Genomic DNA, 23,601 nt, shown 5'->3' on the forward strand with positions numbered 1-23,601 from the left:
CGGAGTTCATTCGCTAATCGGCGTTTCGGCGCCGCCGTTCCTTCGAGATTAGACGTCCAACTCTCACGCGGCGAACGCCCTCATCGGCGTCGCCCCGGGCAGCGGAACCAAACGCATTTTCTTGAATTCATCGACACATCGGAACGCCAATTGCTCATCAGATCTCTGAAACAGGTCGGGCGTTGAGGATGCCGATTGCGCATCCAGCATAGAGGATCGATTTTTCGACGCAAACGGGAGTTTCAGCGCTGCTTTCGGCCAGGAGACTGGCGTCCTTGCAAGGAGAGGTAATGAACATGATTGCTCCTGGCCTCTTGGCGGCCGTCGCCATCGTCGCCATCTCTTCTCTCGTCGGGCGATGACGCGCCGGCCTCCGATGGCAGTGGCGATCTCCGTCATGGACGGACTTTTCTCGATCTGATCCAGACTGTCGCGGCGATTCGAACTCTTTCGCGTCACGGCGAAGTCTTTGACCTACGACCGAGCACCTCTCGACTAACCATCCGCCTCAAGGGGCACGAATATGGATAGTCTTCATCACGCAAAGCAAGTCCCAGGCAGGGGCTTTCCTCCCGGCGGGGATGCTTCGTACAGGAACGCGGACTGGACCGTCCCTCAGCGCTTTGACGCGTATTCCGACGTCGAGCATCAGACCTGGACAACTCTTTACGAGCGCCAGGCTGATCTTCTCCCCGGACGCGCTTGCGACGAATTTTTGCGCGGCCTCGACGCGCTTGACCTTCACGGAGCCGGAATTCCTGATTTCGAGCGATTGAACGCGCGCCTCGCCGCCCTGACGGGCTGGCGCGTCGCCGCTGTCCCCGGTCTCGTTCCTGACGAGGTTTTTTTCGAACATCTGGCCAACCGGCGCTTTCCGGCGAGCACCTTCATCCGCGGCGCCGATCAACTCGATTATCTCCAGGAGCCGGATGTCTTTCACGATGTCTTCGGGCACGTTCCCCTCCTCGCCGACCCCGTATTCGCCGATTACCTCCAGGCTTACGGGAAAGGCGGCCTTCGCGCCGCAAGGATGCGGCGGCTGCACAACTTGGCGCGGCTTTACTGGTACACCGTTGAATTCGGGCTTGTCCAAACGCCATCGGGCCTGCGCGTCTATGGCGCGGGCATCCTGTCTTCAAAGGCCGAAACGATCTACGCGATCGAGTCGCCGGCGCCCCATCGCATCGGCTTCGAGCTCGAGCGGGTCATGCGCACGCCTTACCGGATCGACGACCTCCAGCAGGTCTATTTCGTGATTTCCTCGCTGCGCAGCCTGCTTGAGTCCACTCTCAATACCGATTTTCTGCCCTTATACGAGCGCCTGGCCGGGCTCTCGGATATAGAGATTCAGGCGATCGAACCCGGCGACGCGCTGTTTGGCCCGCGCTGCGCCGATTGAACACGCCCCCAACCGAAGCTTGAGCCGATCCGCTTGCTCCTTTCCCTCGTTCGTGGCATAAATCCACGATTAGGCTGTCATCGGAGATCGGTCATGATCCCAGGAAAAATTATCGCTGGGCTTCTTGGGGCCTTTGCGGGAGCGCTTTGTTTCGCCTCTGCGGCGAGCGCTAACTCGCTGGGGAGCGTGGAAGGAATGCCGTTTTTTGGCCGCCCCTATCCATATGGCTTTGTTTATCACCGAGCTCCGTCCGAATGTTACGAGATTCGTCCGGTGGATACGCCCGACGGTCCCAAACTGATGGAGACCTGGATTTGCGATGCGCCGGTGAGCGCGCGTTATTGACGGCGGCCGTCGCTTCTTCCGAGCGTCCGGGACGAAGTCGACCTTGTATTCGAATCGCCGGATTCGAATCGGTCCAGATGGCTGTTTTGATTCGCGCGGACGCTAGCCTCACTCAAGTATAATTGGCCCTTAAAGTATAGATGCGTTCCCGCGCGTTCGCTCTGAACGCGGAATCGCCCCAGATTCATAAGCTTGAGTCCTATTCAGATCGGTCAGAACGAACCCGCCTGATCGAAATTTACTCTAGCGTTTTCCTTCGGCGAAAAATGGATCGAAGCGAAAACCTTGCAAAAAATTAAGTTGCTCACATCGCGAAAAGCGACAATTTTACCCTGGAGCATATTCCGATCGGATTGAATCAATCCCATCGACAAGACTATGCTCGAGCTTTTGACTCTGGAGCGATTTCTGATCGATCGCATGACTTCATGCGATCGAAAGCGCTCTAGCGCAAGCCAAAGTGATCATAGCATTTTAGCGAGAAGATTCGGGTGTTGTTATTGGCGTCAAAGAAATAAAGACTGTTTCTATTCATCATAATTGTCTTTTTCGCCATAATCTGCTAATTGGAAATCCGGTGCGTTCGATTTGACGCAGTCCGCCTTTTGCGATGCCTCTTTAAGTTTGCGCGTTTTGAGCTTCGGCGGGAACATCAGCCTTTATCCCGGCAAGAACCGGCCTCCTTAAGCGAACCGAGGTCAAGGGCGCCAAGCATTTGGACCGGGAAACAGGTGAATTCCTTTTCCGAATATGTTATTGCAACGCAACATCAGATTTTACGACTGAGAGTGAACAAAGATGCTGCAAATCAATAAGCGACCGCCGCTCTCGAACCCCAATTCCGGAAAGATGGCGGCGCCGCTTTTTGAGGGCGTCAACTTCGCCATTAAAACGCTTCGGCGGCAGCTCCCGATCGTCTCGGTCATCATGCTGTGCAGCCTGGCTCTCGCCCTGCTCTATCTCTTCAATACGCCGCCCATGTTCACCGCGGAAGGAGCAATGGTGATCGATACGCGCAAGGTGCAGATTCTGCAAATGGGCGCGCAGAATCAATCAGTTCTTGGCGACCTCCAGATCGACGCGTCAACCGTTCAAACGCAGGTCGAGGTGTTGAAGTCGGACAACATCGGCCTTGCGGTCATCCGCAAACTCAAGCTGACCGAGGATCCGGAATTCGTGGGTCCGGGCAAAGGGATTATAAGCCGAATCTTGCGATTTGTCCTCGGCGCCGGCGCCCCACCGACCGAGTTTGATCTCGAACAGTCTGCGCTGCAATATTTCAACGGCCAGCGAACGGTCACCCGCGAGGGTTTGACTTATGTCATCGAGATCGGATTCACCTCGCAAAACCCTGAAACGGCGGCGAAAGTCGTTAATGCGATCGTCGCCGCCTATGTCGACGATCAATTCGACTCAAAATATCAGGCCGCGCGGCGCGCCGGCGACTGGTTGATGGAGCGCGTCACCGAACTGCGCGGACAGGCTTCCGCAGCCGAACGCGCCGTAGCGGATTTCAAAGAAAAACATAACCTCGTCAGCGTCGATCCCAGCGGCAGGCTGATCAACGACCAGCAGCTCGGCGAGGTCAGCAGCCAGCTCATCATCGCAAGGGCCGCAACCGCAGAGGCGAAGGCGCGGCTGGACCGGATCCTCGCCGTGATGAGCCAGGAGGTGCCAGACGCTTCGGTGGCCGATGCGCTCAAGAGCGAAGTCATTATCAAGTTGCGTCAGCAATACCTTGAACTCGCCCAGCGCGAATCGATTTTTTCGCAGCGCTATGGCCCAAACCATCTGGCGACCATCAATCTGCGCACCCAGATGCAGGAGTTGCGACGCAGCATCAGCGATGAGATGCGCAAGATCGCCGGCAGTTTCAAGAGCGATTATGAGATCGCGCTGACGCGGGAGAACAGTCTGAAGGGCAGCCTCGCGAATGTCGTGACCGACGCCAACACCTCCGGTCAGGCGCAGATTCAGCTGCGCGAGCTCAAAAGCAGCGCGGACACGGCGCGCACGCTCTACGACAATTTTCTGGCCCGCTACATGGAGACCGTTCAGCAGCAGGATTCGGCTCCGATCTCCGAAACGAGATTGATCAGCCCCGCAGTCCCGCCGGACAGGAAGAGTTCGCCCAAAACGATGACGACATTGCTGATGGCGATTTTCGGGGGCGGCGCGCTGGGTTTTGCGGTCGCCTATCTGCGCGAGGCGTCTGACGGCGTCCTGCGAACCTCAGACCAGGTCGAAGACATCCTGCATGTGAATTGTCTCGCGATGGCTCCGTCCCTGAAGCCGCCGAAGGGAGCGTTCGCCTCAGCTTCGCCGCAACTCGCAGGATCAGGGGCAGGATCAGGAAACGAGTTTGACGGCGATTTTGATCAGGGCGTCGCGCCGTTCGACTATTACAACCATGTGGTGACGGCACCGTTTTCCCGTTACGCCGAGGCCGTGCGCTCGATCAAGATCGCGGCGGACCTGAACGGCGCCCTGAAATCCCACAAGGTCATCGGGTTGACGTCGACGTTGCCGAACGAAGGAAAATCAACGCTCGCCAGCAATCTGGCGCATTTGATCGCGGATGCGGGCGGCAGCGTCGTTCTTGTCGACGCGGACCTGCGCAGCCCGTCTTTATCGAAATATTTCAGTCCAGACGCCGCCGGGCTGATAGAGGTCGTGATTGGCAATATTCCGCTGGACGCGGCCATCGCCAAAGTTTCCGGCGGCAAGCTTGATTTTCTTCCGGCCGGCGCAACCTCAAGGTTGCCGCATACGAATGAGATCCTTGCTTCCGCCGCGATGAAGAAGCTGATCGACGCCCTGCGCGCCCGGTACGATTATATCATCGTCGATCTGTCTCCGGTGGCGCCGATCGTCGACGTGCGGACGACAGGACATATCATCGACACTTATGTTTATGTCGTCGAATGGGGCAAAACAAAAGTCGACGTCATCGAGCGCGGGCTTTCCGAGGCCCAGAGCGTGTACGACCGCTTGCTCGGCGTCGTGCTGAACAAGGTGGATATGTCCGCTCAGAGCCGTTACGAGCGCTACCACGGCAATCATTATTACCGGAAATATTACTCCAAATACGGCTATGTCGAATAGGCTGAGCCGCTGTTTTGTTCAGGACGGCCTTTGAAAAAAGGCGGTCCTTTTCAGCGGCGGAATCCGGGTCGCGGCAAGCCTGGGTTGGATTTGTCTCGCTCGAACCTTGCCTTGCCCGAACATGGACATTCCAGGGCGTCTGATCGAAACTCGATCGGGAAGCATTGGTGGGGGAGGTAGGACTCGAACCTACGAAGGCTTAGCCAGCGGATTTACAGTCCGCCCCCTTTGCCGCTCGGGACACTCCCCCAAAGCCCCTTGAAAGAGGCGATCGTGGTAGCGCTTATGCGAACCGGACCTTCCCATGTCAACCGGAAATCTCCGCAAGGGGGTACAAGGGACGCGTCAGCGCTGCGGGAGCGCGAATTCCTGATTGCGAACCGGAGCGTCATCCGCCGCGCTTCCAGCGGAGCAGCTTCTTTTGTCTCGCTATAAATCGGGCGGCTCACGCCGAAAACCGGGTGACGGCGTCTCCCGTCGCGCCCCGCTCCAGAAGGACGGAGTGAAAGCCCCGGGGACCCGCGTCGCGCCGGACAACGCCTCTTTCACGCCGGCCGCAAACGCCTCTGCTTCCGTCACGACGTTCCGGCGCGCGGGGGCCGGCCTCGCCGTGCTGTTTGGTTTTCACGCCGTGCGCGAGGTCTTGCGACGCAATCGTCGCGAGATTTTCGATCTCTACGCCACCCCTGCCGCGGCTGAACGGCTTGGCCCGGAAATCGCGGCGAGGGCGCTCAAGCCCAAACTCGTGGAGGCCGAGACTCTGTCCCGACGATTGGGCGCCAACGCCGTCCATCAGGGCGTCATGATCGAAGTCCGCCCCCTTCCTGATCTCGACATCTCGGAAATCGCGTCAAACAGCGGCCTGATCCTCGTTCTCGATCAGATCACCGATCCGCATAATGTCGGCGCGATTTTGCGCACCGCAGCGGCCTTCGCCGTGGACGCCCTCGTGACCACCGACCGCCACGCGCCGGAAATGACGGGAGTCCTGGCGAAGGCGGCGTCAGGGGGGCTGGAACATGTCTCGATCGTCAGCGTCGTCAATCTGGCCAGAACGCTCAAAAAGCTGGGCGAAATGGGCTATTGCCGCATTGGACTCGACTCGTCCGGCCCTGTAGCCCTCACCGAGGCTCAGATCGCCCGCCCTGTCGCGCTCGTGTTGGGCGGCGAAGGCAAAGGGATCAGGCGTCTCACCCGCGAAAATTGCGACCTTGTCGTGCGCCTGGACATGCCGGGCGCGATCAAAAGTCTCAATGTGTCGAACGCCTGTGCTGTCGCGCTGGCGATGCTGCAGACGCGTCCGCCGCAATAGACCGCAAGCCTCGAGACGACTTATTTCTTCCCAGACTCATTCCTTCCAAACTCACTCCTTCTCGTCAAAACCTCGATCCGCAGGCGACGATCCTCGATCTTTAGCAGGCAAGGCCTCCGGAACCGGGTCATACCCGGACGTTCCCCATGGATGGCAGCGGCAGACGCGCTTCAGCCCAAGAACGCCGCCCGTCCAAAGTCCATGCCGGCCGATCGCCTCGTCCATATAGGCCGAACAGGTCGGCAAATGCCGGCAATAGGACCCGACGAGCGATGAGAACGTCAGCTGGTAGGTCCGGATCGCCAGATGCGCCATCGTGCGGCCGAGGCTGGAAAGTCGAATCATCCTTAACAAGCGGTTTTCCCGTCTGGCCATTGCGCGATTTCGACCGGGAGCAATCGTTGCGGCGAAGCGATCGTCATCGGGTGTTGCATGTATGCACTGGCAGGATCGAAAACAGAGGGTCATAGTCCGGACGCTGATTTGTCTTGAACGCTCCAGGTGCCGCTTTGTCCTTGATCAAAAGCTTGGCTGTCGCAAATTTTCTCGCAATGTCCGCCGTTGCGGCCAACGCGGCTGATGTCGCCCCTTCTCCTGCGCCTGTCGAGGGCTGGACGGTGACGCTGGGGCTTGGCCCCCAGGTCGTGACGTCATTTCCGGGAGCGCAGACGGTCAGGGTCTGGCCGACGGGCAATTTTGCGTATCGTAAACCCAATGAACCGGCGCCTTTTGTCGCTCCGGACGACGGATTCGGCATCGCGCTCCTGGATTTTGGCTGGATCAAGGCGGGACCGGTCGGCCGCATCATGTCAAATCGCGGCCTCAGCGACGGCAACGGAAATTTCTACGGGCTGCGAAACGTCAACTGGACGCTGGAGCTCGGCGGCTTCCTTGATGTTTACCTTTCGGAACATCTGCGGACCCATCTGGAACTGCGTCAGGGCGTCAATGGCCACGATGGTCTTGTCGGCAATGTCGCGATCGACGCGATCCAGAAATTCGACGCCTTCACCTTCTCGATCGGCCCGCGTCTGGCACTTGGCAATAGCCAGTTCATGCAGTCCTATTTTTCGGTCTCGCCCTCCGAGGCTCTCGCGAATGGCAAGGTCTATCCCTACCAGGCCTATGGCGGCGTGACCTCGTTCGGCGGCCTCGCGACAGTCAAATACGATTTCGATCCGTCCTGGAGCGCCACTCTTTTTGGCGGCTACGACCGGCTGATGAACAGCGCGGCCGCCAGCCCCATCCCGAACAGGCTTGGTTCGCTCAACGAATACACGGGCGGCGTGATAATCGCTTATTCGTTCAATTTCAAAGGGATCGGCATCCTCGGATTTTAGGGGCGCCAATTCGGCCGGGATTATCTCGCTCCGGCGCGCTCCATGAGTTCGATCTGGTTCACGCAATCAACCGTGGCCTCGAACGTCAACAGGGTTGACGCGTGACGGGACTTGAAATCACGGACCGGCTCGAGCGCGCCAACCTCCGCCCATTTTCCATCTGGCGGCGGCCCGTTGTCTTTCAACATCGCCCGCACCTCCTCGCAAAGCTCCCGCAATTCAGCGGCGCTGGCCCCGATCACATTGCGCGCCATGATCGACGCGGCGGCTTGACCGAGGGCGCAGGCCTTCACGTCATGCGCGAAATCGGTCACTTTGCCGTCCTGCATCACGAGATCGACGATCACCGTCGATCCGCATAATTTCGAATGCGCCTTCGCGCTCGCCCCTGGCTCCGCCAGCCGTCCCTGCCGCGGAATGTTTCCTGCAAGCTCCAAGATGCGGCGATTGTAGACGTCAGTCAGCATTGGCTCGCTCGAAAATAAATGTTCAGGTGAAGGCGCACGCACACTATATAGGTTTCGAGGCCCGTCCGATCAAATCAGGCCGAGCTTCATATCGTTTGGTCCGGACAAACGTCCGTCCGGCGCTCTCCCTCCGGGAGCATGGCCAGGGACGCTCATTCAAACTCCAGGAGGCGCCACATGGATGACGTGGTTAAGTCCTTGTTCGAACGTCCTCAGCCCCAGTTAGATCAATCGCCTCCGCCGCGGCCAAGCCGCGAGGAAGCGGAGGCCGCCGTCGAGGTGCTGTTGCGCTGGACCGGCGACAATACCTCCCGCGAGGGTCTGCGCGATACGCCGAAGCGCGTGGTCAAGGCCTTCGAGGAATTCTTCTCAGGGTATCATGAAGACGCGGCGAGCGTCCTCGAGCGGATGTTCGAGGAAGTTCATGGCTACGACGACATTGTCCTCGTGCGCGACATTCCCTTCACGTCGCATTGCGAACATCACGTCGTGCCGTTTTTCGGCGTCGCTCATATCGCCTATTACCCGTCCGAACAGGGCGTCGTCGGACTGTCCAAACTCGCCAGGCTGGTCGATGTTTTCGCGAAAAGACTGCAGACCCAGGAGGCGTTGACCGCCCAGATCATCGGCGCGATCGATCTGCACCTGCGGCCGCGAGGCTGCGCGGTCATGCTCGAAGCCGAGCATATGTGTATGTCCATGCGCGGAGTCCGCAAGCAGGGTGCCGAGACGATCACCTCGCAATTCACCGGCGTCTTCCGTGACGACCCGGCCGAACAGGTCAGATTCCTGTCCATGCTGCGTCGCGGAAAGTGAACGGACGACAGAAACAAAGATGAGCGAGAACCACGCATTGGAGGAAGGCGCGGATTTCACGCCGCGATTCGACGAAAACGGCCTTATCACGTGCATTACCAGGGCGTCCGGCGACGGAGAGGTGCTGATGCTGGCCTATATGAACGCTGAAGCGTTGCGGCTGACCCTTGAAACCGGCGTCGCGCATTATTGGTCCCGTTCACGTAAAAGTCTCTGGCGCAAGGGCGACACGTCGGGGCAAATTCAGACCGTCAAGGAAATCAGGACCGATTGCGATCAGGATGCTCTCCTTCTGACCGTCGAGGCGGCCGGAGACGGAGGCGCGTGCCATACCGGACGCCGCTCGTGCTTTTACCGCAAGGTCATCGCTGACGGCCCGAATGTTCGCTTGATGATCGAGGCCTGATCGCAATTTTGTTCGCCGCCTCGCGGCTCGCGGAAGGAGCGATTTCATGAAAAAAGTCTATCTGGCGTACCTGCTTCTGTTCGTCATCGTCGCCATGCTTCTCGTGGCGGCGCTCATGCCGGCGGGCGCCGGGTCGATGTGACGCGCCCAAGCGGCGCGCTGAGCTGAGCGGTCCTTGATTCCACCAAAATTTAATCCATTTCTATGGGTACGGATCTGGTTGATTTGGGACGCGCCAGTTTGAGACGCGCCAGAACGCGAAACGGCGGCGGGCCAAGGGGCGGCGGGCGTCACACTCGAAGGCATGAAGACGCCGCCTTTTAATGTTTGATTGAGATCGCCGATTCTATCACGGCCGCCGCGAATTTATTTTCGTGAACGCGAGAGTTCTTGAAGAATTGTCAACGCAGGAGGGGAGACAGTCTGGAGGTGTAGGACGTGTTCAAGAAAGCGAAGGATTTCGGTCCGGACGCGCAGAAGGTCGTTCGTATCCGCCGTGGCTCTCACCTGAAAGTCGGGGACTTGCATTCAAAGAACGAAGATCTGCATCCCGCGTTCGACCCCAGGTCGGAAGAACGACGCCCGAGGGTTGAGGAGTTGCACCCGGCGAGTTCTCGGACGTCGCACCATGACTCGAGCGATCTCCACCGCCACCGCGCGAAAGCTCATTCGGTTCTTCGCACCGGAAACTTAAAGATCGGAATCGCCCTCGGGGCCGGCGCGGCGCGCGGCTGGTCTCACATCGGCGTCTTGCGTGAACTCGCCGATCACGGGATTCATCCCAACGTCGTCGTGGGCACCTCTATCGGCGCCGTGGTGGGCGGCTGCTACGCTGCTGGCGGCCTCGACGATGTCGCGAATTTCGCGCTTGGCCTGACCAAGCAGCGGGTCGTCGGAATGATGGACGTGTCTTTTTCCGGCGTCGGCCTTCTCGGAGGAGGCAAGCTCCGGCATCGCCTTGAGCAGGTGCTGGCGGGACGCCGCATCGAAGACCTTGACCGGCGTTTTGGCGCCGTGGCGACAGAGGTCGGCACCGGTCATGAAATCTGGCTGACAAAAGGTGACGCGGCGACCGCGATCCGCGCCTCCTATGCCTTGCCGGGCATTTTCGAACCGGTTCAGATCAATGGCCGCTGGCTGTTCGACGGCGCCCTCGTCAATCCCGTTCCCGTCACGGTTTGCCGGGCGCTCGGCGCAGAACTGGTCATCGGCATCAACCTGATCGGCGACAATTCATTTCGCGGGTCGGTCATCGACGATCGCCTTTCAATCGAGCCGGCGCTGGAACATCTTTCCGAAAAGCCCTCGAACCCGCTCACCCTGAAGGCGCGGCTTTTCGGTGGAATGCGGGGCAATTTTCGGCGGCTTTTTGGACGTCGCGAGGATGGCGCGCCGGGCATCGCCAGCGCCATGATGGACGCGTTCAATATCGCGCAGGGCAGGATATCGCGCTCGCGCCTCGCGGGCGATCCGCCGGACGTGATCGTCAACACGCGCCTCAGCAAGATCGGCCTGTTCGATTTTCACCGGGCCGACGAACTGATCGAACTGGGACGCGAGGCGACTCGCCGCGCGATCCCCGAGATCGCCGATCAGATCGCGATGACGCCTTTGAGCGAAGCCGAAGCGTCGTAGAGCATATTTTGGGCCTCAAGCCGTCGCGATATATTCGCGCAAAGCCTGATGCTCGTGCTCCATTTCCTCGAGACGATATTTGACGATGTCGCCAATCGAGACGAGACCCACGAGCCGGCCGTCCCGGAGAACCGGAAGATGCCGGAAACGGTCCTTGGTCATCCGCTCGACGGAGGCGCGCACGCATTCGCCTTCGTGAGTGGTGTAGACGTTTTTGGTCATGTGCGCGGCGATCGGATCATTCAGCGCGCTGGCGCCGTGGTCGCTGATCGCGCGAATGATGTCGCGCTCGGAAAGAATGCCAACGACGCCGCCGCGCGCATCCGTGACGACGACAGCGCCGATTTTGTGGAACCTCAGTTTCTCGGCGGCCTGGACCAAGGTCGCGCTTGGTTGAGTGGTGATGATCTCCCGGCCTTTGGATGCAAGAATACGCGCAATCGTCATGCGTTCCTCCGTAAAAAAGCGGGCGCCGGCTTTAGCAGGCTTATTGTTCGCCGTGCTGGGACGGCGGTCTTGAACCGCGGAAGAATGCGCCCGTTCCAGCGTCTTCGCAAGCGAGACCGCCGCCAGTCAAATCGATGCGGACAAATCGATACTGTCAGAACGTAAAGGGGTCTAGAATCGCGGCTCGGCGAAAGCGTCGCCATGCGCCTTGGCTGAGACGGCTTCAAAACGCCCGTTCGCCTCGTCGAGGGCCAGCAGCTTGCCTTCAGCTATGCTGAAATAGGCGCCGTGAAGGCTAAGATCGCCTTGTTTCTCGCGCGCGGCGATCGCCGGAAAACTCCGCAGATTTTCCAGCCCCTGCACAATCGACGCAAGCGCGAGCCGTTCGCAATAATCATCGAGGGGCAGGCTCGTGGGCCCGATCTTCTCGGCGGCCGCGCCGATGAGGCTGATCCACTTGCCGATGAAATCGCCCGAAGACAGCGGCCTTTTGGTCGGATCGAGCGCGTTTTCCGCGAAGGCGCGCACGCCGCCGCAACTGGCGTGCCCGAACACCACGACATGCTCGACCCCAAGGCCAAGCACGGCATATTCGAGGGCCGCGGATGTGCCATGGAGATCATCATTGGGCGCATAGGGGGGAACCAGATTGGCGACATTCCTCACAACGAAAATCTCGCCCGGGCCCGCGTCGAAGATGACTTCGGGGGACACGCGCGAATCGCAGCACCCGATCAGCATGATGCTCGGGTTCTGCCCTTTCGCGGCCAGCTGGTGAAAACGGCTTTGTTCGCGCGCAAACCGGCCCGTCAAAAAGGATTCGTAACCAATGACCAGCCGCTCCGGCAGGTGCAGATCGATCGAGGTGTTTGCTGAGGGCGCCGGCATGTCTAGGTTGAGACCCCTTTAAACGGCGAAGGCGCCGGAACTGGCTATAGAACACAGGGCGTCACAGCCGGTCAATTCGCGGGATTTTTGTTCAAAAATTGCGAGTGGTTAAACCGTGACGATTCCATTTGTGGCGAAAAGCTCGAATCGCCGCTCTCTGATCTGGCGGATCAATTTTGATCCGCAGTCCATCAAACATGAGCGCGCGGTTCCGCAAGGACGCCTCAAGCACGTTTGATCCGCTCGCGCCAGTTGTGGGGCGAAAGCATTTCACCATATAACTTTTCCATAAGGAAAGCCGATGCCAAAGATCACGATCTATACGACAGCCGCCTGTCCATATTGCCTTAGCGCCAAGGATCTCTTGCGCCGCAAGCGCCTCGATTTCACCGAGATTCCCGTTGACGGCGATCCCGCGGACCGACGGAAGATGAGCGAACGGGCGGGCGGAAGCACGACAGTCCCGCAAATCTTCCTTGGCGACCGCCACATTGGCGGCTGTGACGAACTCTATGAACTGGAACGGCTCGGCAAACTGGATGTGCTGCTCGTCGGCGCGGACCATGATTAAGTTCTCGCTGGTCTGCGCCAAGGGACACGAGTTTATCAGCTGGTTCCGCAATGGAGCGGCCTATGAGTCCCAGACTAAAGCTGGGCTTATCTCCTGTCCGGAATGCCAGGAGACAATCGTCAGGAAAGCGATCATGGCGCCGGCCATCGCCGTCACGCGCCCCGGTGAGATCAAGGATCCGTCGGCTTCGTCCGAATCAACGCCTGGGCCGCTGCTCGGCGAGGACGATCGAACCCTCCGGGCGGCCGTCGAGGAACTGCGGTCGAGGATCCTCGAACATTCCGATGACGTCGGCGCGGACTTCCCAAGGGAAGCGCGAAAAATCCACGACGGCCTCGTCAGCGAACGCGCGATTCATGGAAGAGCAAGTTACGAAGAAGCTCGCGCCTTGATCGAGGATGGAATTCGGATTCTCCCGCTTCCTACTCTCCCCGAGGATTTTCATTAGTCTTTGCGCCAGTCTTTGCGATGGAAGCGCTTTTCAACAGACCCTCAGGCGGCATGCCCGAAAGCACTTGTGTTTCCGCAACATCATGATCCGGGACATCTTTATAATCGGCCCTGGGCAATCCCCGCCGGGCGTCGGTCGAACACGCTCTCTCTTTCGTTTAAATAACGATCTCAAGCAGCGAATTTTCTCGTCTCATAGGCGGCGTAACGAACCTCGGAATCCGTAAGGACCGAGGTGATGACCAGATGGATCAGCTTGATCACGTCCTCGCGGCAGGTCGCGACGTTATCATTCCAGCGCGTATAGGTATAAGGATAGTTATACTTTTCGAGAAGCACTTCAGAGATCTTTTTCTCGAAGTACGGAAAGTAAAATTCCTCATTCCCCGGATCGATTGTGCGCCAGGCTTTCACGAGAGCGCCGGACAGGCAATAGCAAGCCGCGTCCTGACTGTCAGGGCTGCACAGATGGCCCTTGGTGTCCCGGGCCATCGTATATTTGTTCCACCCTTTGCCTTCGAGAAGCCGGCGGGTTTCCATCAGTACTCTAATAATGTTCTCGTTGTTGGTCATCTCAGCCTCTGTAGAAAACGAGCCGTCAGGGCGATAAATTGCCAAAGCCTGGACCAGAGAAGCTGACCGCTTTCTGATTCATGATAACTTTTCATAAATAATATTTTTCAGTATAAATCTATCAGGGATAGTTTTAATCAGATGCTCGCGAACATGTTTTATTCGTTATCGCCCCCCTGATCTACCTTTAGACTGATCCGACAAAAAGACCCATTTGCGGAGTCAAAGCGCCGAACTTTCACAACACTTTTATTTTTAACTTAGGAAGCGCGATGAACTTCCGATCTGTCGTTGTCGTACAGATAGGAGGCGGTCAAGTTCAGCAAAATCAACTTTTAGTGTACGCAATTTCTCGCTTTTGACAGCGGCTTTGCGTGATTCAACTGTAACGTGCAAGGTTCGCCGACGGTAAAGCCTTCTCGTGACGGCCTTCGCCTGGGCGCTTTTTTGTTGGGCTGTGTGTATTCACACGACCAGGACCAAGATGTGCGTTGACGCACACAGCCCTTTCCCAGCCGCCGGGACGACGCGGTCGAGACAGGGATCGCGCAAGAGATTGAGAGACGATGATCGTTCCAAGGCTTGACGAACGCATGTGCATGTTTCAATGAAACGAGTCTGATCCAGAGCGTCCAAGTCCGCCAGCGCGCAGAGGCGCCGCTGGCCGCGGACGCTGAAACAGGCGTGCCGCCCAATGCTCTGCCGATTGGTGAAGGCGCAAGGAACAGCGCAGGAAGTCGGCACCCGGTTGTCGCCTTGATCTGGAAACCGCGCCTCCCCGGCGTCTCTCACGAGCTGACGCGCCCCTTCATTCCAAAAGGCGTAAGGGTTTACGCGATCGGCGATATCCACGGCAGGGCTGATCTGCTCGCCGAGATGTTCGAGCGGATTGACGCGGACCTCGCCGAAAACCCGATCGCCGATCCCATTCATATTTTTCTGGGCGATTATATCGATCGCGGGCCGGAGTCCGCGGCGGTTCTCGACCTGCTGATCAAGCGGGGCCTCGCCTATCCGACGAAGTGCCTGAAAGGGAACCACGAACTCTATTTGATGGAGTTTTTTGAAAATCCCGAGATTCTCAGGATTTGGGGACAATACGGCGGCCTGACGACGCTCCTCTCCTATGGACTCCAGCCGAGCATGAACGCGAGGCCGCAGGAGCAGGAGGATCTTTCGTTAGCGCTCAGGCGCGCCATGCCTAAAGCTCATCTCAAGTTCTTGTCGGACCTACCGCTGTCCGTGACGTGCGGCGATTTCTTTTTCGTCCATGCCGGGGTCCGCCCGGGATCGGCGTTGTCGCGCCAGCGGGAGGAAGATATGCTGTGGATCAGAGATGATTTTCTGGAAAGCGACGAAATTTTTGAAAAAGTCATCGTGCATGGACACACGCCGGTGATGGAGCCTCAGGTGCGAAAAAACCGCATCAATATCGACACCGGCGCCTACGCGACAGGCCGCCTGACCTGTTTGAGGCTGGAGAGGGACCAAATCACCTTCCTCTAGAGATGGCCTCTAAAGCTGGCCTCTAGAGCGCTTTCCGATCGCATGACGTCATGCAATCGATCAGAAATCGCTCCAGAGTCAAAAGCTTGAGCATAGTCTTGTCGATGGGATGGATTCACTCCCATCGGAATATGCTCTAGATCTGGCCTGTTTATTGTTTTGGTCCATCGGATCAAGGCTCGACGCGGCGTCATGCGGTTCATTCAGGGACACGGCAATAGAATGCGGTCATCCATTCCTGTTCAGGGCGCAAGTTTCCATTCCCCCGACGCCATGCCGGGACTCATGGCTCCCCCCAAGAACCTCCGCGCCGCGCTGTTCGCTTTCGGGGTCCTGCTCGCACTGGGCGGGGGCTGGAATCTCGTTCCGCAAATCCTGAGCCCGAGAGACATCGGACTTGCGTCCGATCGAGAAGCCGCCATGGCTCTGGAGTCTGACTTCCCCCGAGCTCTTTGGGCGGCCCGCACCGCGCAGATCCGCGGCGATCTGTGGGCAAGCGCCGCCTTTGCGGAGTCCAGCCTGCTTTGGCTCGATCGATCGGCCCCTTTGAGCGGCGCGGCGCTGGAACGGGTTCAAAGGGCGCGGGCCAATGCCGAAGCCGCGCTCGCGCTCGCGCCGATCAATGGCGGGGCCTGGCTTTTTCTCTCCGCCCTGCCCTCTGGATCCGCCGACCCGAATGACGCGGCGCGCGTCGCCACCTTGCTCGAAATGTCCTATTTCACGGCGCCCTCGGATGTGGACATTGCGCCCCGCCGCCTGGAGCGCGCAGCCGCATCCGGCGCGCTTTCGGATCCCGATCTTCGCGAGTTCGTCAAAGGCGACATCCGCGTCTTGCTCGCGGGCAGGCCGCCGTTGACACGGCCGATCATCGCCGCTTATCGAAACGCGTCGCCGCAGAATCAGCCGATCTTCGGATCTCTCGTGATGGACGTCGATCCCGTTTTTGGTCAATCGCTGCGCTCCGGATCAACGAAATGAACCTGACCGTTCTGCGATAGGGGTCGGCGTCGTAGGCGGTTTCCGGGCCACTCAAGGCTAGGCCGCCGACGCGCGCGAATCCGCAACCGCTTCCATTGAATTCAAAAAGGGGCCGTCACGATGAATAAAATCAAAGTCGCCAATCCGATCGTCGAACTCGATGGCGACGAGATGACCCGAATCATCTGGCACCACATCCGCGAGAAACTCGTCAAAGCCTATGTCGACGTCGATCTCGAATATTACGACCTTTCCATCGAAAATCGCGACGCGACCAAGGACCAGGTCACTTTCGACGCCGCCTACGCGATCAAACGGCACGGGGTCGGCGTGAAATGCGCGACGATCACGCCGGACGAACAGCGGGTCGAAGAATTCAAACTGAAGCAGATGTGGAAGTCTCCGAACGGCACGATCCGGAACATTCTCGGCGGCGTCATCTTCCGCGAACCGATCATTTGCCAGAACGTGCCCCGCCTTGTTCCGGGCTGGACCAACCCGATCGTCATCGGCAGGCATGCGTTCGGCGATCAATACGCCGCGACGGACTTCAAGGTTCCCGGCAAGGGACGGCTGACGATCAAATTCACCGGGGAAGACGGCGCTATCATCGAGAAGGAAATTTTCTCGTACCCCGGCGCCGGCGTCGCCCTCGCCATGTACAATCTCGACGAATCGATTCGGGATTTCGCCCGCGCATCGATGAACTACGGCCTGATGAACAAATATCCGGTCTATCTGTCGACCAAGAACACGATTCTCAAGGCCTACGACGGACGCTTCAAGGACATCTTCCAGGAAGTTTACGAAACGGAATTCAAGGCCGCGTTCGGCGCCGCCGGCATCACCTACCAGCACCGCCTGATCGACGACATGGTGGCCTCCTCCCTGAAATGGTCGGGCGGTTATGTCTGGGCCTGCAAGAACTATGACGGCGACGTTCAGTCGGATACGGTCGCGCAAGGGTTCGGGTCGCTCGGGCTCATGACTTCGGTTCTGATGACGCCCGACGGCAAGACCGTCGAAGCCGAGGCCGCGCACGGCACGGTCACTCGCCATTATCGCGAATATCAGCAGGGCAAGGAAACCTCGACCAATTCCATCGCCTCCATTTTCGCCTGGACCCGTGGACTGACCCATCGCGCCAAGCTCGACGACAATCTGGAGCTCGCCAAATTCGCCCAGACCCTCGAGCGCGTTTGCGTCGCGACTGTCGAATCGGGCTCCATGACCAAGGATCTCGCCCTTCTCGTGGGCGCGGATCAAAAGTGGTTGTCGACGACCGGATTTCTGGACGCGGTGGACGCTAACCTGCAAAAGGCGATGGCGGCTCAATAACGCGGAGGCCCATCCACCCATTAGAGCGCTTTCCGATCGCATGAAGCCATGCGATCGGTCGGAAATCGCTCCAGAGTCAAAAGCTTGAGCTTAATCTTGTCGATTGGATTGATTCACTCCGATCGGAATATGCTCTAAAGACGCCCGCCTTCGAGGCGAGGCGGCCGCGGATATGTGGCCGCCGCTGACCGCCTTTCGCTCAAACCGTGGATTACATCCCGGTCGCAATTGTCTATCGGTGAGGCAATCGGTATAAGGGCGTCGATTTGGTTTTGGGGAGACGCATGTGCCTGCCGAACTGATCGAAGACTCTTACCGGCCATCGGAAGATGAGCCTTTTATGAACGATCGCCAGCGAGATTACTTCCGGCGTAAACTCATAGCCTGGAAAGAGGACATTCTGCGGGAAAGCCGCGAAACGCTGGTGATCCTGCAAAGTGAAAACGAGAATCATCCAGACCATGCGGATCGCGCCTCATCGGAGACCGACCGGGCCATCGAATTGCGCGCGCGAGACCGGCAGCGCAAGTTGATTTCAAAGATCGACGCCGCGCTCGGGCGGCTTGATGACGGCGTCTACGGCTATTGCGAAGAGACGGGCGAACCGATCTCCCTCAAGCGCCTCGACGCGCGACCGATCGCAACCCTGTCCGTCGAAGCGCAGGAGCGCCACGAAAAACGTGAGCGTGTGTACCGCGACAATTGAAGCGCCCCTTGATCATGGCCGGGCCTCGCGGCCGGGCGGAAAGGGAACGCTGAGCCGTACACGATTTTCGCAATGAATATTTTTGCGATAAGTATTTTTGCGATTGTCTGAAGCAGCGTCGCATCGACCCCCTGCCGGGCGCCTTTTCCAGAACAGCGCCGCCTCTATTTGCTCGGGCCGCGACCCAGAAGCTTCGCCATCTCCTGCTCGAGCGTATCGACGGGATTTGAGCCCGCCGGCGACTTGAACGGGTCGGGAGACGATTTGAAAATCTCGGCGAAGGATGGCCCGTCCAGGCTCTCAGGAAAAGAGGACGCCGCGACAGCCGGCGGCGGCGTGTCGGCGGCCGGCGGCGGCTCCAGCGCCGCGGAACTCTCCGCCATCCCATGAGGAGCGCCTGTCTCGACCGGAAGATCGCCGGAACGCGGCGAGGCGTCGCTTGCGGCGGCGCCAGAGGCCGGCGGTTGCTTCGCCGTATCCTGAGCAACGCGCGGCGGCGGCCGCAAAAAGGGAGTCGCGAGAGGCGCGCGCGGCGGCGGCGGAGCGCTGGATCCTGAACCCGGTTCGCCTTTTTGACTCAAGTCGGAGCGCGAGACGGAGTCCCGCTGAGGCCTCTGGGCGTAGGGCGTGAACGTCGGGGTGCGTCGCGGCGGCAACGGAAACGTCGGGCGTTGCGGCGCGGGGGGCGGACTCGGCTCCTCGGGAACCAGCGGAGGCGCCGGTTCGGCCACAAGGTCGGCGGCGACGGGCGCCGGCTTCCTTTCGGGCGCGACCGGACGGGCAGGCATGCGGGCCGGCTCCGCTTCGGGCGGCCAGTTCACACCGGCCTGGATCGCCTCGCGCGGCTCCTTTTCCCTCGGCTCCTTTTCGCGCAATCTGACGTCGCGCCCTTCAACTCTAATGATTTCCGCCTCGATGACGAGATCGTTCGGTCCCCCGATCATCAGGAGATGCTCGACATTATCCCTGCGCACGATGACGAGCTGGCGGTTACGGTCGAGATCGAAGGCATCGACGATTCCAAGCCGCGGCATCCGGGTTCTGGCGTTGGACGCCATTCGCAACCGCCGTCCGAAGATCAGACGAAAGATCAACAAAATCAAAACCGCGGCGACAAGCAGGCCCAGCGCGCTTGCGGCAAACACCATCGTCTTGTTTTGAAAAAGGGTTTCTGCCCACATCCTGACGGCTCATTCAATGGAACGCGCAATGGAACGCGTAATGGACGCAGCGGATCGTCGATCCAGGGACCTTAGAGCTTTTTCCGTTCGCGCGGAATTGGAAAACAGCCCAGACTTTTTGTTTCGCGTTACATTCTTAACGCGATCAAATACTTGGGCGCGCGATCCCTGTCCGGTCCGCAGAAAGTCCGCTTTCGGTCAGAGCCAGCGCCCACAAAGGCCCCGCGGGCGACGATCCCGCCACGTTGTGCGGAGCGTTGCGGAAGTTTTTACCTACCGAACGTGGAATTGCCCGGCCCCTCGGGACGCATCGGGTCGGCCCCGAGCCCCATGCGGCCGCGCGTCCCGGAATAATCATAGCGATAGCGGTCCCAGCCGGCGACGGAGCGGCCTTCCTCCAGCCATTGCCGAGGCGGATTCACGGGCGGCGGCGAGCCGTAATAGCCCTGCGGCGGATCGTAATAACGGCCCCCGGATTGCGCCATCGCGCCCCCCGAGAAGGCGGCGCCGGCGGCGGCGAGACAAAGGATCTTTACGGACGTTCTCATGCGCATTCTCCTTGGCGGAACATAAAGCATTTTCCGGCAAAGTGGAAACCCGCCGCTCGCCTCTCAAGAGAGCTTGAACCCTGGCCTTCGCCGCGCGAGTCTCGCTCCTGACGTAGGTTTAGGAAAGGAGATCGGCCTATGATGACGGCGTGCGGCGATTCGAGTCCTCGTTCAGAACCCGGCGCCGAACGTTCATTCTGCACATTCCGCGTGGAAGAACATGACAGAACAAGACATTTCCGCACGAGACTCCACGATCGGCCGCCCCTGGACCCCGCGGGCCGGAGGCAATCCCTTCCTCGTGCTGGCGTTGGCCTTGGCGACGGCGGCCATCGCGGCGGCGTTCTCATTCTTGCCGAAAGAACTGGCCGCGCACCTCGCCGCCGGCGCGTTGGGCGTTCTTGCGGTCATCGGAGTTTGCGCGCTCTTCGCCTTCGCATTGGGCCTCGCCGGCTTCGCCTCACAAAGCCCTGACGGCGAATTTGCCCGGCTTGCGAGCGACGGCGCCCCCGAAGGATTGGTCGCGACCGACAGCGCCGGCGCGCTCCTCTACGCCAACGCCGCCTACCGCAATTATTGCGGGGCCGCGGCTGTTCGCCCGGTGGAGCAGCTCTTTTCCGGCGCGCCGGAGGTTTCCGAAGCGATCTACCGGCTGGCTCAAGCCTCGCGGCGGAACCGGCGGGGCGAAGAAGAATTGCGTCTGTCCCGGGCCCTCGAAGGCGGGGGGCAGGCTGGCTGGTACAAGATCAGCGTCAGGCCGATCGAGACGGCGGACGGCGCGCGCGTCAGCCTCTGGAGCGTCGTCGACGTCACGCACGAGCGAAAACGGCAAGAAGACGCTTTTCAGGATCTGCGCCGCGCTATCGATTTTCTCGACGACGCTCCAGCCGGCTTTTTTTCCTCGAACGCCCATGGAAGCGTCTCCTATATGAACGCGACGCTTGCGGCCTGGCTCGGCTATGACGTCGCCCACGCCGCTGGGGGCGGTCTTCGCCTCGGCGAATTTCTGGCCGGCGACGGCGTCTCGCTGCTAGCGTCGGTCGCGGGCGGCCCCGGCGAAGTCCGCACCGAACAATTCGACATCGACCTCAAGCGCGCGGGTGGAGAAATCCTCCCCGCCCGCCTGCTCCACCGCGTCGCCTTCGACGAGGAAGGCAGGCCGGGCCCGTCACGCACGCTCGTGCTCAACCGTGAGTCCGGAGTGGAGCCGGCGGAAGACTTGCGCGCGGCGGAGGTCCGTTTCGCCCGCGTCTTCAACGCGACGCCTGTCGCGATCGCGCTTCTCGACGGCGAAGGCCGGATCAAGCGCTCGAACGCCGCTTTCGCCCGGCTCATGCCTCGGGCGCTGAAAGCCGCCGAGCCGATCTATTCGGCCATCGCCGAGCCGGACCGCAACGCCCTCAAAACGGCCCTCGCCGCAGCCTTGAGATCGAAGACCGACATCGCTCCGCTGGACGCGGCCCTTGAAGGCGACGGCGAGCGCTCGGCGCGCCTGTTCGTTTCCCCCTCGGACGACCGCGACGGCCGGGGCGCGACCATCTACGCGCTCGACACCACCGAACAGCAGGCCCTGCGGACGAATTTCGAGCAATCGCAAAAGATGCAGGCGATTGGACAGCTCGCCGGCGGCGTCGCGCATGATTTCAACAATGTCCTCACCGCCATCATCGGCTTTTCCGATCTGCTTCTCGCGAACCACCGTCCGACGGACCCCTCGTTCCACGACATCATGCAGATCAAGCAGAACGCCAACCGCGCAGCCGGCCTCGTGCGGCAATTGCTAGCGTTCTCCCGCCGTCAGACGATGCGGCCGCAGATTCTGCAGCTCGGCGACGTTCTCGCCGACCTTCAGATCCTCATGCGCCGGCTCGTCGGCGAAAAGATCGATCTCGACCTGCGGCACGGCCGCGATCTCTGGCTCGTGAAAGCGGACGTCAACCAATTCGAACAGGTGATCGTCAACCTGATCGTGAACGCCCGCGACGCCATGCCGGAGGGCGGCAAAATCCTGCTTCGGACCCGCAATGTCGCCGCGGCGGATTGCGGCGAATTCGACGAGCCCTCCCTCACTCCGGCGGATTATGTCGCGATCGAGGTCGTGGACGCCGGGCACGGCATCGCACCCGAAGTCAGAGACAAGATCTTCGAGCCCTTCTTCACGACCAAGGAGATCGGCAAGGGAACCGGCCTCGGACTGTCAATGGTCTATGGCATCGTCAAACAGACCGGCGGCTTCGTCGTTTGCGCCAGCACGGTCGGCAAGGGTTCGACATTTTCCATCCTTCTGCCTCGCCATGTCGCCAGCGAGAGCGACGCTCCGCCCGCGGCCGAAGCGGCGAAGGCTCCGGCGAAGGATCTGACCGGTCACGGCACCATTCTCCTTGTCGAGGACGAGGAGGCGGTCCGCGCCTTCGGGGCGCGAGCGCTTGCCTCGCGGGGCTACACCGTGCTCCAGGCTGCCTCCGGCCTTGAGGCGCTCGAAGTCGTCGAGCAGAACGAGGGCAAAATCGATCTTGTCGTCTCCGACGTCGTCATGCCGGAAATGGACGGGCCGACGATGTTCGGCGAATTACGCAAGCGCGGCGTCAAGGCGAAGGTGATTTTTGTGTCCGGCTACGCCGAGGATGCGTTCCAGAAAAACCTGCCCGAGGGCGAAGTTTTCAGTTTTTTGCCCAAGCCTTTTTCCCTGAAGCAGCTGATCGAGGCGGTGAAGGGAGCCAAGGACTGACTCGGCGCCAGATTGCGCAGCGCCCTCATCTGAGCGATGAGTCGCTCCATCGCCGCAACCCCGGAGGCAAGCCGTGCTCAATATTGGACAAGCCATGCTCAATATTGGAAAAGCGCTGTCGCTCCTCGCCGCGGGCGCGATTTGCGCCGCCGGAGCCGCCGCGGCGGACCTGGCCGAAAGCGCGCCTTCAAACGTCTATCTGTTCCGGGTGAACTGCCCGATGGAGCGCTATGTCGCGCAATGGGCGCCCGGCTCCGCCGATCGCGGCCAGACCTATTTCCGAATCGCGACGGGGAACGCAAATCTCGACTGCTCGATCTATGATTACAACGCCGCGACAGACGCCGCCCTGCCCCGTCGCGACTGCGGCGATCCCGGCGGGATCATCCAGGGTTTTCCTGGATTTTTGGCCCTTCTCGGAGCGACCCATTGCCAATGAGCTCGCGCCTCGGTCGGTAAGCGCTTGCTCGAGGTCGGTAAGATTTTGTCTTGGCCGGCGGCGCTCTTGGTCGACAGCGCTAGTCTTGACGATTCATCCCGCTTGCGGGATCGCTTGGTGGAGCTGAGCGGAATCGAACCGCTGGCCTCTGCAGTGCGATTGCAGCGCTCTCCCATCTGAGCTACAGCCCCTGTCGCAGGGGTTCTACGCGAGCATCGCGGCCCGCGCAAGACCGCTTTTCAAGTCAGCTTTCCTGGCGGAGTTCAGAAATCCCGCCCGACCCGGTCCCTGTCGCCACAGACTTGCCAGCCCGGCTCAAGCCGGGTAAACGATTCTGCCGCTTGAGCCGGATGGCTTTGGTTCAAAGCAGGAAAGCGCCGGACATACGGCCACCCTTTCCAGGGCTCCTGCTTAAGACGGCGC

The 23,601-nt window shown here is 60.0% G+C and carries 23 protein-coding genes and 2 tRNA genes; 15 read left to right on the forward strand and 10 right to left on the reverse strand.

Translation table 11 applies throughout. The annotated features are described in order from the left end of the window. Positions 1 to 157: 157 nt before the first annotated feature. The gene (locus BM177_RS20160; protein WP_175492653.1) at positions 158 to 298 is read right to left on the reverse strand and encodes a hypothetical protein; all 141 of its coding nucleotides are present in this window, start codon (positions 296 to 298) and stop codon (positions 158 to 160) included. Between the two features lie 225 nt (positions 299 to 523). On the opposite strand from BM177_RS20160, the gene phhA reads away from it, so the two are divergent. Beyond that, a complete protein-coding gene (gene phhA, locus BM177_RS16110) occupies positions 524 to 1,399 on the forward strand; it encodes a phenylalanine 4-monooxygenase (protein WP_091685610.1) in 876 nt (291 codons plus the stop codon). Between the two features lie 1,143 nt (positions 1,400 to 2,542). After that, the gene (locus BM177_RS16125) at positions 2,543 to 4,849 is read left to right on the forward strand and encodes a polysaccharide biosynthesis tyrosine autokinase (RefSeq protein WP_091685619.1); all 2,307 of its coding nucleotides are present in this window, start codon (positions 2,543 to 2,545) and stop codon (positions 4,847 to 4,849) included. 165 nt (positions 4,850 to 5,014) lie between these two features. On the opposite strand, the gene BM177_RS16130 is transcribed toward BM177_RS16125, so the two are convergent. Next, a tRNA-Tyr gene (locus tag BM177_RS16130) sits at positions 5,015 to 5,099 on the reverse strand. Between the two features lie 252 nt (positions 5,100 to 5,351). On the opposite strand from BM177_RS16130, the gene rlmB reads away from it, so the two are divergent. Continuing rightward, a complete protein-coding gene (gene rlmB / locus BM177_RS16135; RefSeq protein WP_091685704.1) occupies positions 5,352 to 6,161 on the forward strand; it encodes a 23S rRNA (guanosine(2251)-2'-O)-methyltransferase RlmB in 810 nt (269 codons plus the stop codon). Between the two features lie 51 nt (positions 6,162 to 6,212). On the opposite strand, the gene yidD is transcribed toward rlmB, so the two are convergent. Beyond that, the gene (gene yidD / locus BM177_RS16140) at positions 6,213 to 6,506 is read right to left on the reverse strand and encodes a membrane protein insertion efficiency factor YidD (RefSeq protein ID WP_091685621.1); all 294 of its coding nucleotides are present in this window, start codon (positions 6,504 to 6,506) and stop codon (positions 6,213 to 6,215) included. A gap of 182 nt (positions 6,507 to 6,688) precedes the next feature. Between yidD and BM177_RS16145 the strand changes: the two genes are divergently transcribed. After that, positions 6,689 to 7,501 carry a MipA/OmpV family protein gene (locus tag BM177_RS16145; protein WP_139223673.1) on the forward strand — a complete coding sequence of 271 codons (813 nt, stop codon included), beginning with the start codon at positions 6,689 to 6,691 and terminating at the stop codon, positions 7,499 to 7,501. Between the two features lie 20 nt (positions 7,502 to 7,521). On the opposite strand, the gene BM177_RS16150 is transcribed toward BM177_RS16145, so the two are convergent. Next, entirely contained in the window at positions 7,522 to 7,968 is a 447-nt protein-coding gene (locus BM177_RS16150) for an iron-sulfur cluster assembly scaffold protein (RefSeq protein ID WP_091685625.1), read from the reverse strand. A gap of 177 nt (positions 7,969 to 8,145) precedes the next feature. Here BM177_RS16150 and folE point away from each other — a divergent pair, with 177 nt between their 5' ends. The 3 genes from folE (at position 8,146) to BM177_RS16165 (ending at position 10,825) form a co-directional block, all read left to right on the forward strand. Continuing rightward, positions 8,146 to 8,784: a GTP cyclohydrolase I FolE gene (folE, locus tag BM177_RS16155; RefSeq protein WP_091685627.1), complete on the forward strand. Its 639-nt coding sequence runs from the start codon at positions 8,146 to 8,148 to the stop codon at positions 8,782 to 8,784. Between the two features lie 19 nt (positions 8,785 to 8,803). Continuing rightward, complete coding sequence (hisI, locus tag BM177_RS16160) at positions 8,804 to 9,190, forward strand: phosphoribosyl-AMP cyclohydrolase (protein ID WP_091685629.1); 387 nt, start codon at positions 8,804 to 8,806, stop codon at positions 9,188 to 9,190. A gap of 438 nt (positions 9,191 to 9,628) precedes the next feature. After that, a complete protein-coding gene (locus tag BM177_RS16165) occupies positions 9,629 to 10,825 on the forward strand; it encodes a patatin-like phospholipase family protein (RefSeq protein WP_244532391.1) in 1,197 nt (398 codons plus the stop codon). Positions 10,826 to 10,840: 15 nt separating this feature from the next. Here BM177_RS16165 and BM177_RS16170 read toward each other — a convergent pair whose 3' ends face one another. Continuing rightward, on the reverse strand, positions 10,841 to 11,272 hold the full coding sequence (locus BM177_RS16170; protein WP_091685632.1) for a CBS domain-containing protein: 432 nt from the start codon (positions 11,270 to 11,272) through the stop codon (positions 10,841 to 10,843). A gap of 171 nt (positions 11,273 to 11,443) precedes the next feature. Beyond that, complete coding sequence (locus tag BM177_RS16175; protein WP_091685635.1) at positions 11,444 to 12,160, reverse strand: carbonic anhydrase; 717 nt, start codon at positions 12,158 to 12,160, stop codon at positions 11,444 to 11,446. Between the two features lie 301 nt (positions 12,161 to 12,461). Between BM177_RS16175 and grxC the strand changes: the two genes are divergently transcribed. After that, a complete protein-coding gene (gene grxC / locus BM177_RS16180; protein WP_091685638.1) occupies positions 12,462 to 12,731 on the forward strand; it encodes a glutaredoxin 3 in 270 nt (89 codons plus the stop codon). Further along, on the forward strand, positions 12,724 to 13,179 hold the full coding sequence (locus tag BM177_RS16185) for a DUF1178 family protein (RefSeq protein WP_091685640.1): 456 nt from the start codon (positions 12,724 to 12,726) through the stop codon (positions 13,177 to 13,179). The genes grxC and BM177_RS16185 overlap by 8 nt, the downstream gene beginning before the upstream one ends. Positions 13,180 to 13,352: 173 nt before the next feature. Here the strand turns inward: BM177_RS16185 and BM177_RS16190 are convergent, their stop codons facing one another. Continuing rightward, on the reverse strand, positions 13,353 to 13,754 hold the full coding sequence (locus tag BM177_RS16190) for a DUF6197 family protein (RefSeq protein WP_139223674.1): 402 nt from the start codon (positions 13,752 to 13,754) through the stop codon (positions 13,353 to 13,355). Positions 13,755 to 14,510: 756 nt separating this feature from the next. On the opposite strand from BM177_RS16190, the gene BM177_RS16195 reads away from it, so the two are divergent. From BM177_RS16195 to dksA, 4 genes are all read left to right on the forward strand, one after another. Further along, positions 14,511 to 15,260: a metallophosphoesterase family protein gene (locus BM177_RS16195; protein ID WP_244532392.1), complete on the forward strand. Its 750-nt coding sequence runs from the start codon at positions 14,511 to 14,513 to the stop codon at positions 15,258 to 15,260. A 222-nt stretch (positions 15,261 to 15,482) separates the two neighbouring features. Continuing rightward, a complete protein-coding gene (locus BM177_RS16200) occupies positions 15,483 to 16,238 on the forward strand; it encodes a hypothetical protein (protein ID WP_139223675.1) in 756 nt (251 codons plus the stop codon). A 120-nt stretch (positions 16,239 to 16,358) separates the two neighbouring features. Further along, a complete protein-coding gene (locus BM177_RS16205) occupies positions 16,359 to 17,576 on the forward strand; it encodes an NADP-dependent isocitrate dehydrogenase (RefSeq protein WP_091685646.1) in 1,218 nt (405 codons plus the stop codon). A 340-nt stretch (positions 17,577 to 17,916) separates the two neighbouring features. Beyond that, positions 17,917 to 18,282 (forward strand): RNA polymerase-binding protein DksA, encoded by a 366-nt coding sequence (gene dksA, locus BM177_RS16210; protein WP_091685710.1) that lies wholly within the window; start codon positions 17,917 to 17,919, stop codon positions 18,280 to 18,282. 164 nt (positions 18,283 to 18,446) lie between these two features. Here dksA and BM177_RS16215 read toward each other — a convergent pair whose 3' ends face one another. Beyond that, on the reverse strand, positions 18,447 to 19,463 hold the full coding sequence (locus BM177_RS16215; protein ID WP_244532393.1) for a flagellar biosynthetic protein FliO: 1,017 nt from the start codon (positions 19,461 to 19,463) through the stop codon (positions 18,447 to 18,449). Positions 19,464 to 19,732: 269 nt separating this feature from the next. Continuing rightward, the gene (locus tag BM177_RS16220; RefSeq protein WP_139223676.1) at positions 19,733 to 20,011 is read right to left on the reverse strand and encodes a hypothetical protein; all 279 of its coding nucleotides are present in this window, start codon (positions 20,009 to 20,011) and stop codon (positions 19,733 to 19,735) included. Positions 20,012 to 20,231: 220 nt separating this feature from the next. Here BM177_RS16220 and cckA point away from each other — a divergent pair, with 220 nt between their 5' ends. After that, positions 20,232 to 22,739, forward strand: a complete 2,508-nt coding sequence (cckA, locus tag BM177_RS16225; protein ID WP_091685651.1) for a cell cycle histidine kinase CckA — start codon at positions 20,232 to 20,234, stop codon at positions 22,737 to 22,739. 73 nt (positions 22,740 to 22,812) lie between these two features. Then, a complete protein-coding gene (locus BM177_RS16230) occupies positions 22,813 to 23,178 on the forward strand; it encodes a hypothetical protein (protein ID WP_139223677.1) in 366 nt (121 codons plus the stop codon). A 115-nt stretch (positions 23,179 to 23,293) separates the two neighbouring features. On the opposite strand, the gene BM177_RS16235 is transcribed toward BM177_RS16230, so the two are convergent. Beyond that, positions 23,294 to 23,369: transfer RNA gene (locus BM177_RS16235), tRNA-Ala, on the reverse strand. Between the last annotated feature and the right edge of the window lie 232 nt (positions 23,370 to 23,601).

It is taken from the genome of Methylocapsa palsarum (assembly GCF_900114285.1).
GTDB classification, from domain to species: domain Bacteria; phylum Pseudomonadota; class Alphaproteobacteria; order Rhizobiales; family Beijerinckiaceae; genus Methylocapsa; species Methylocapsa palsarum.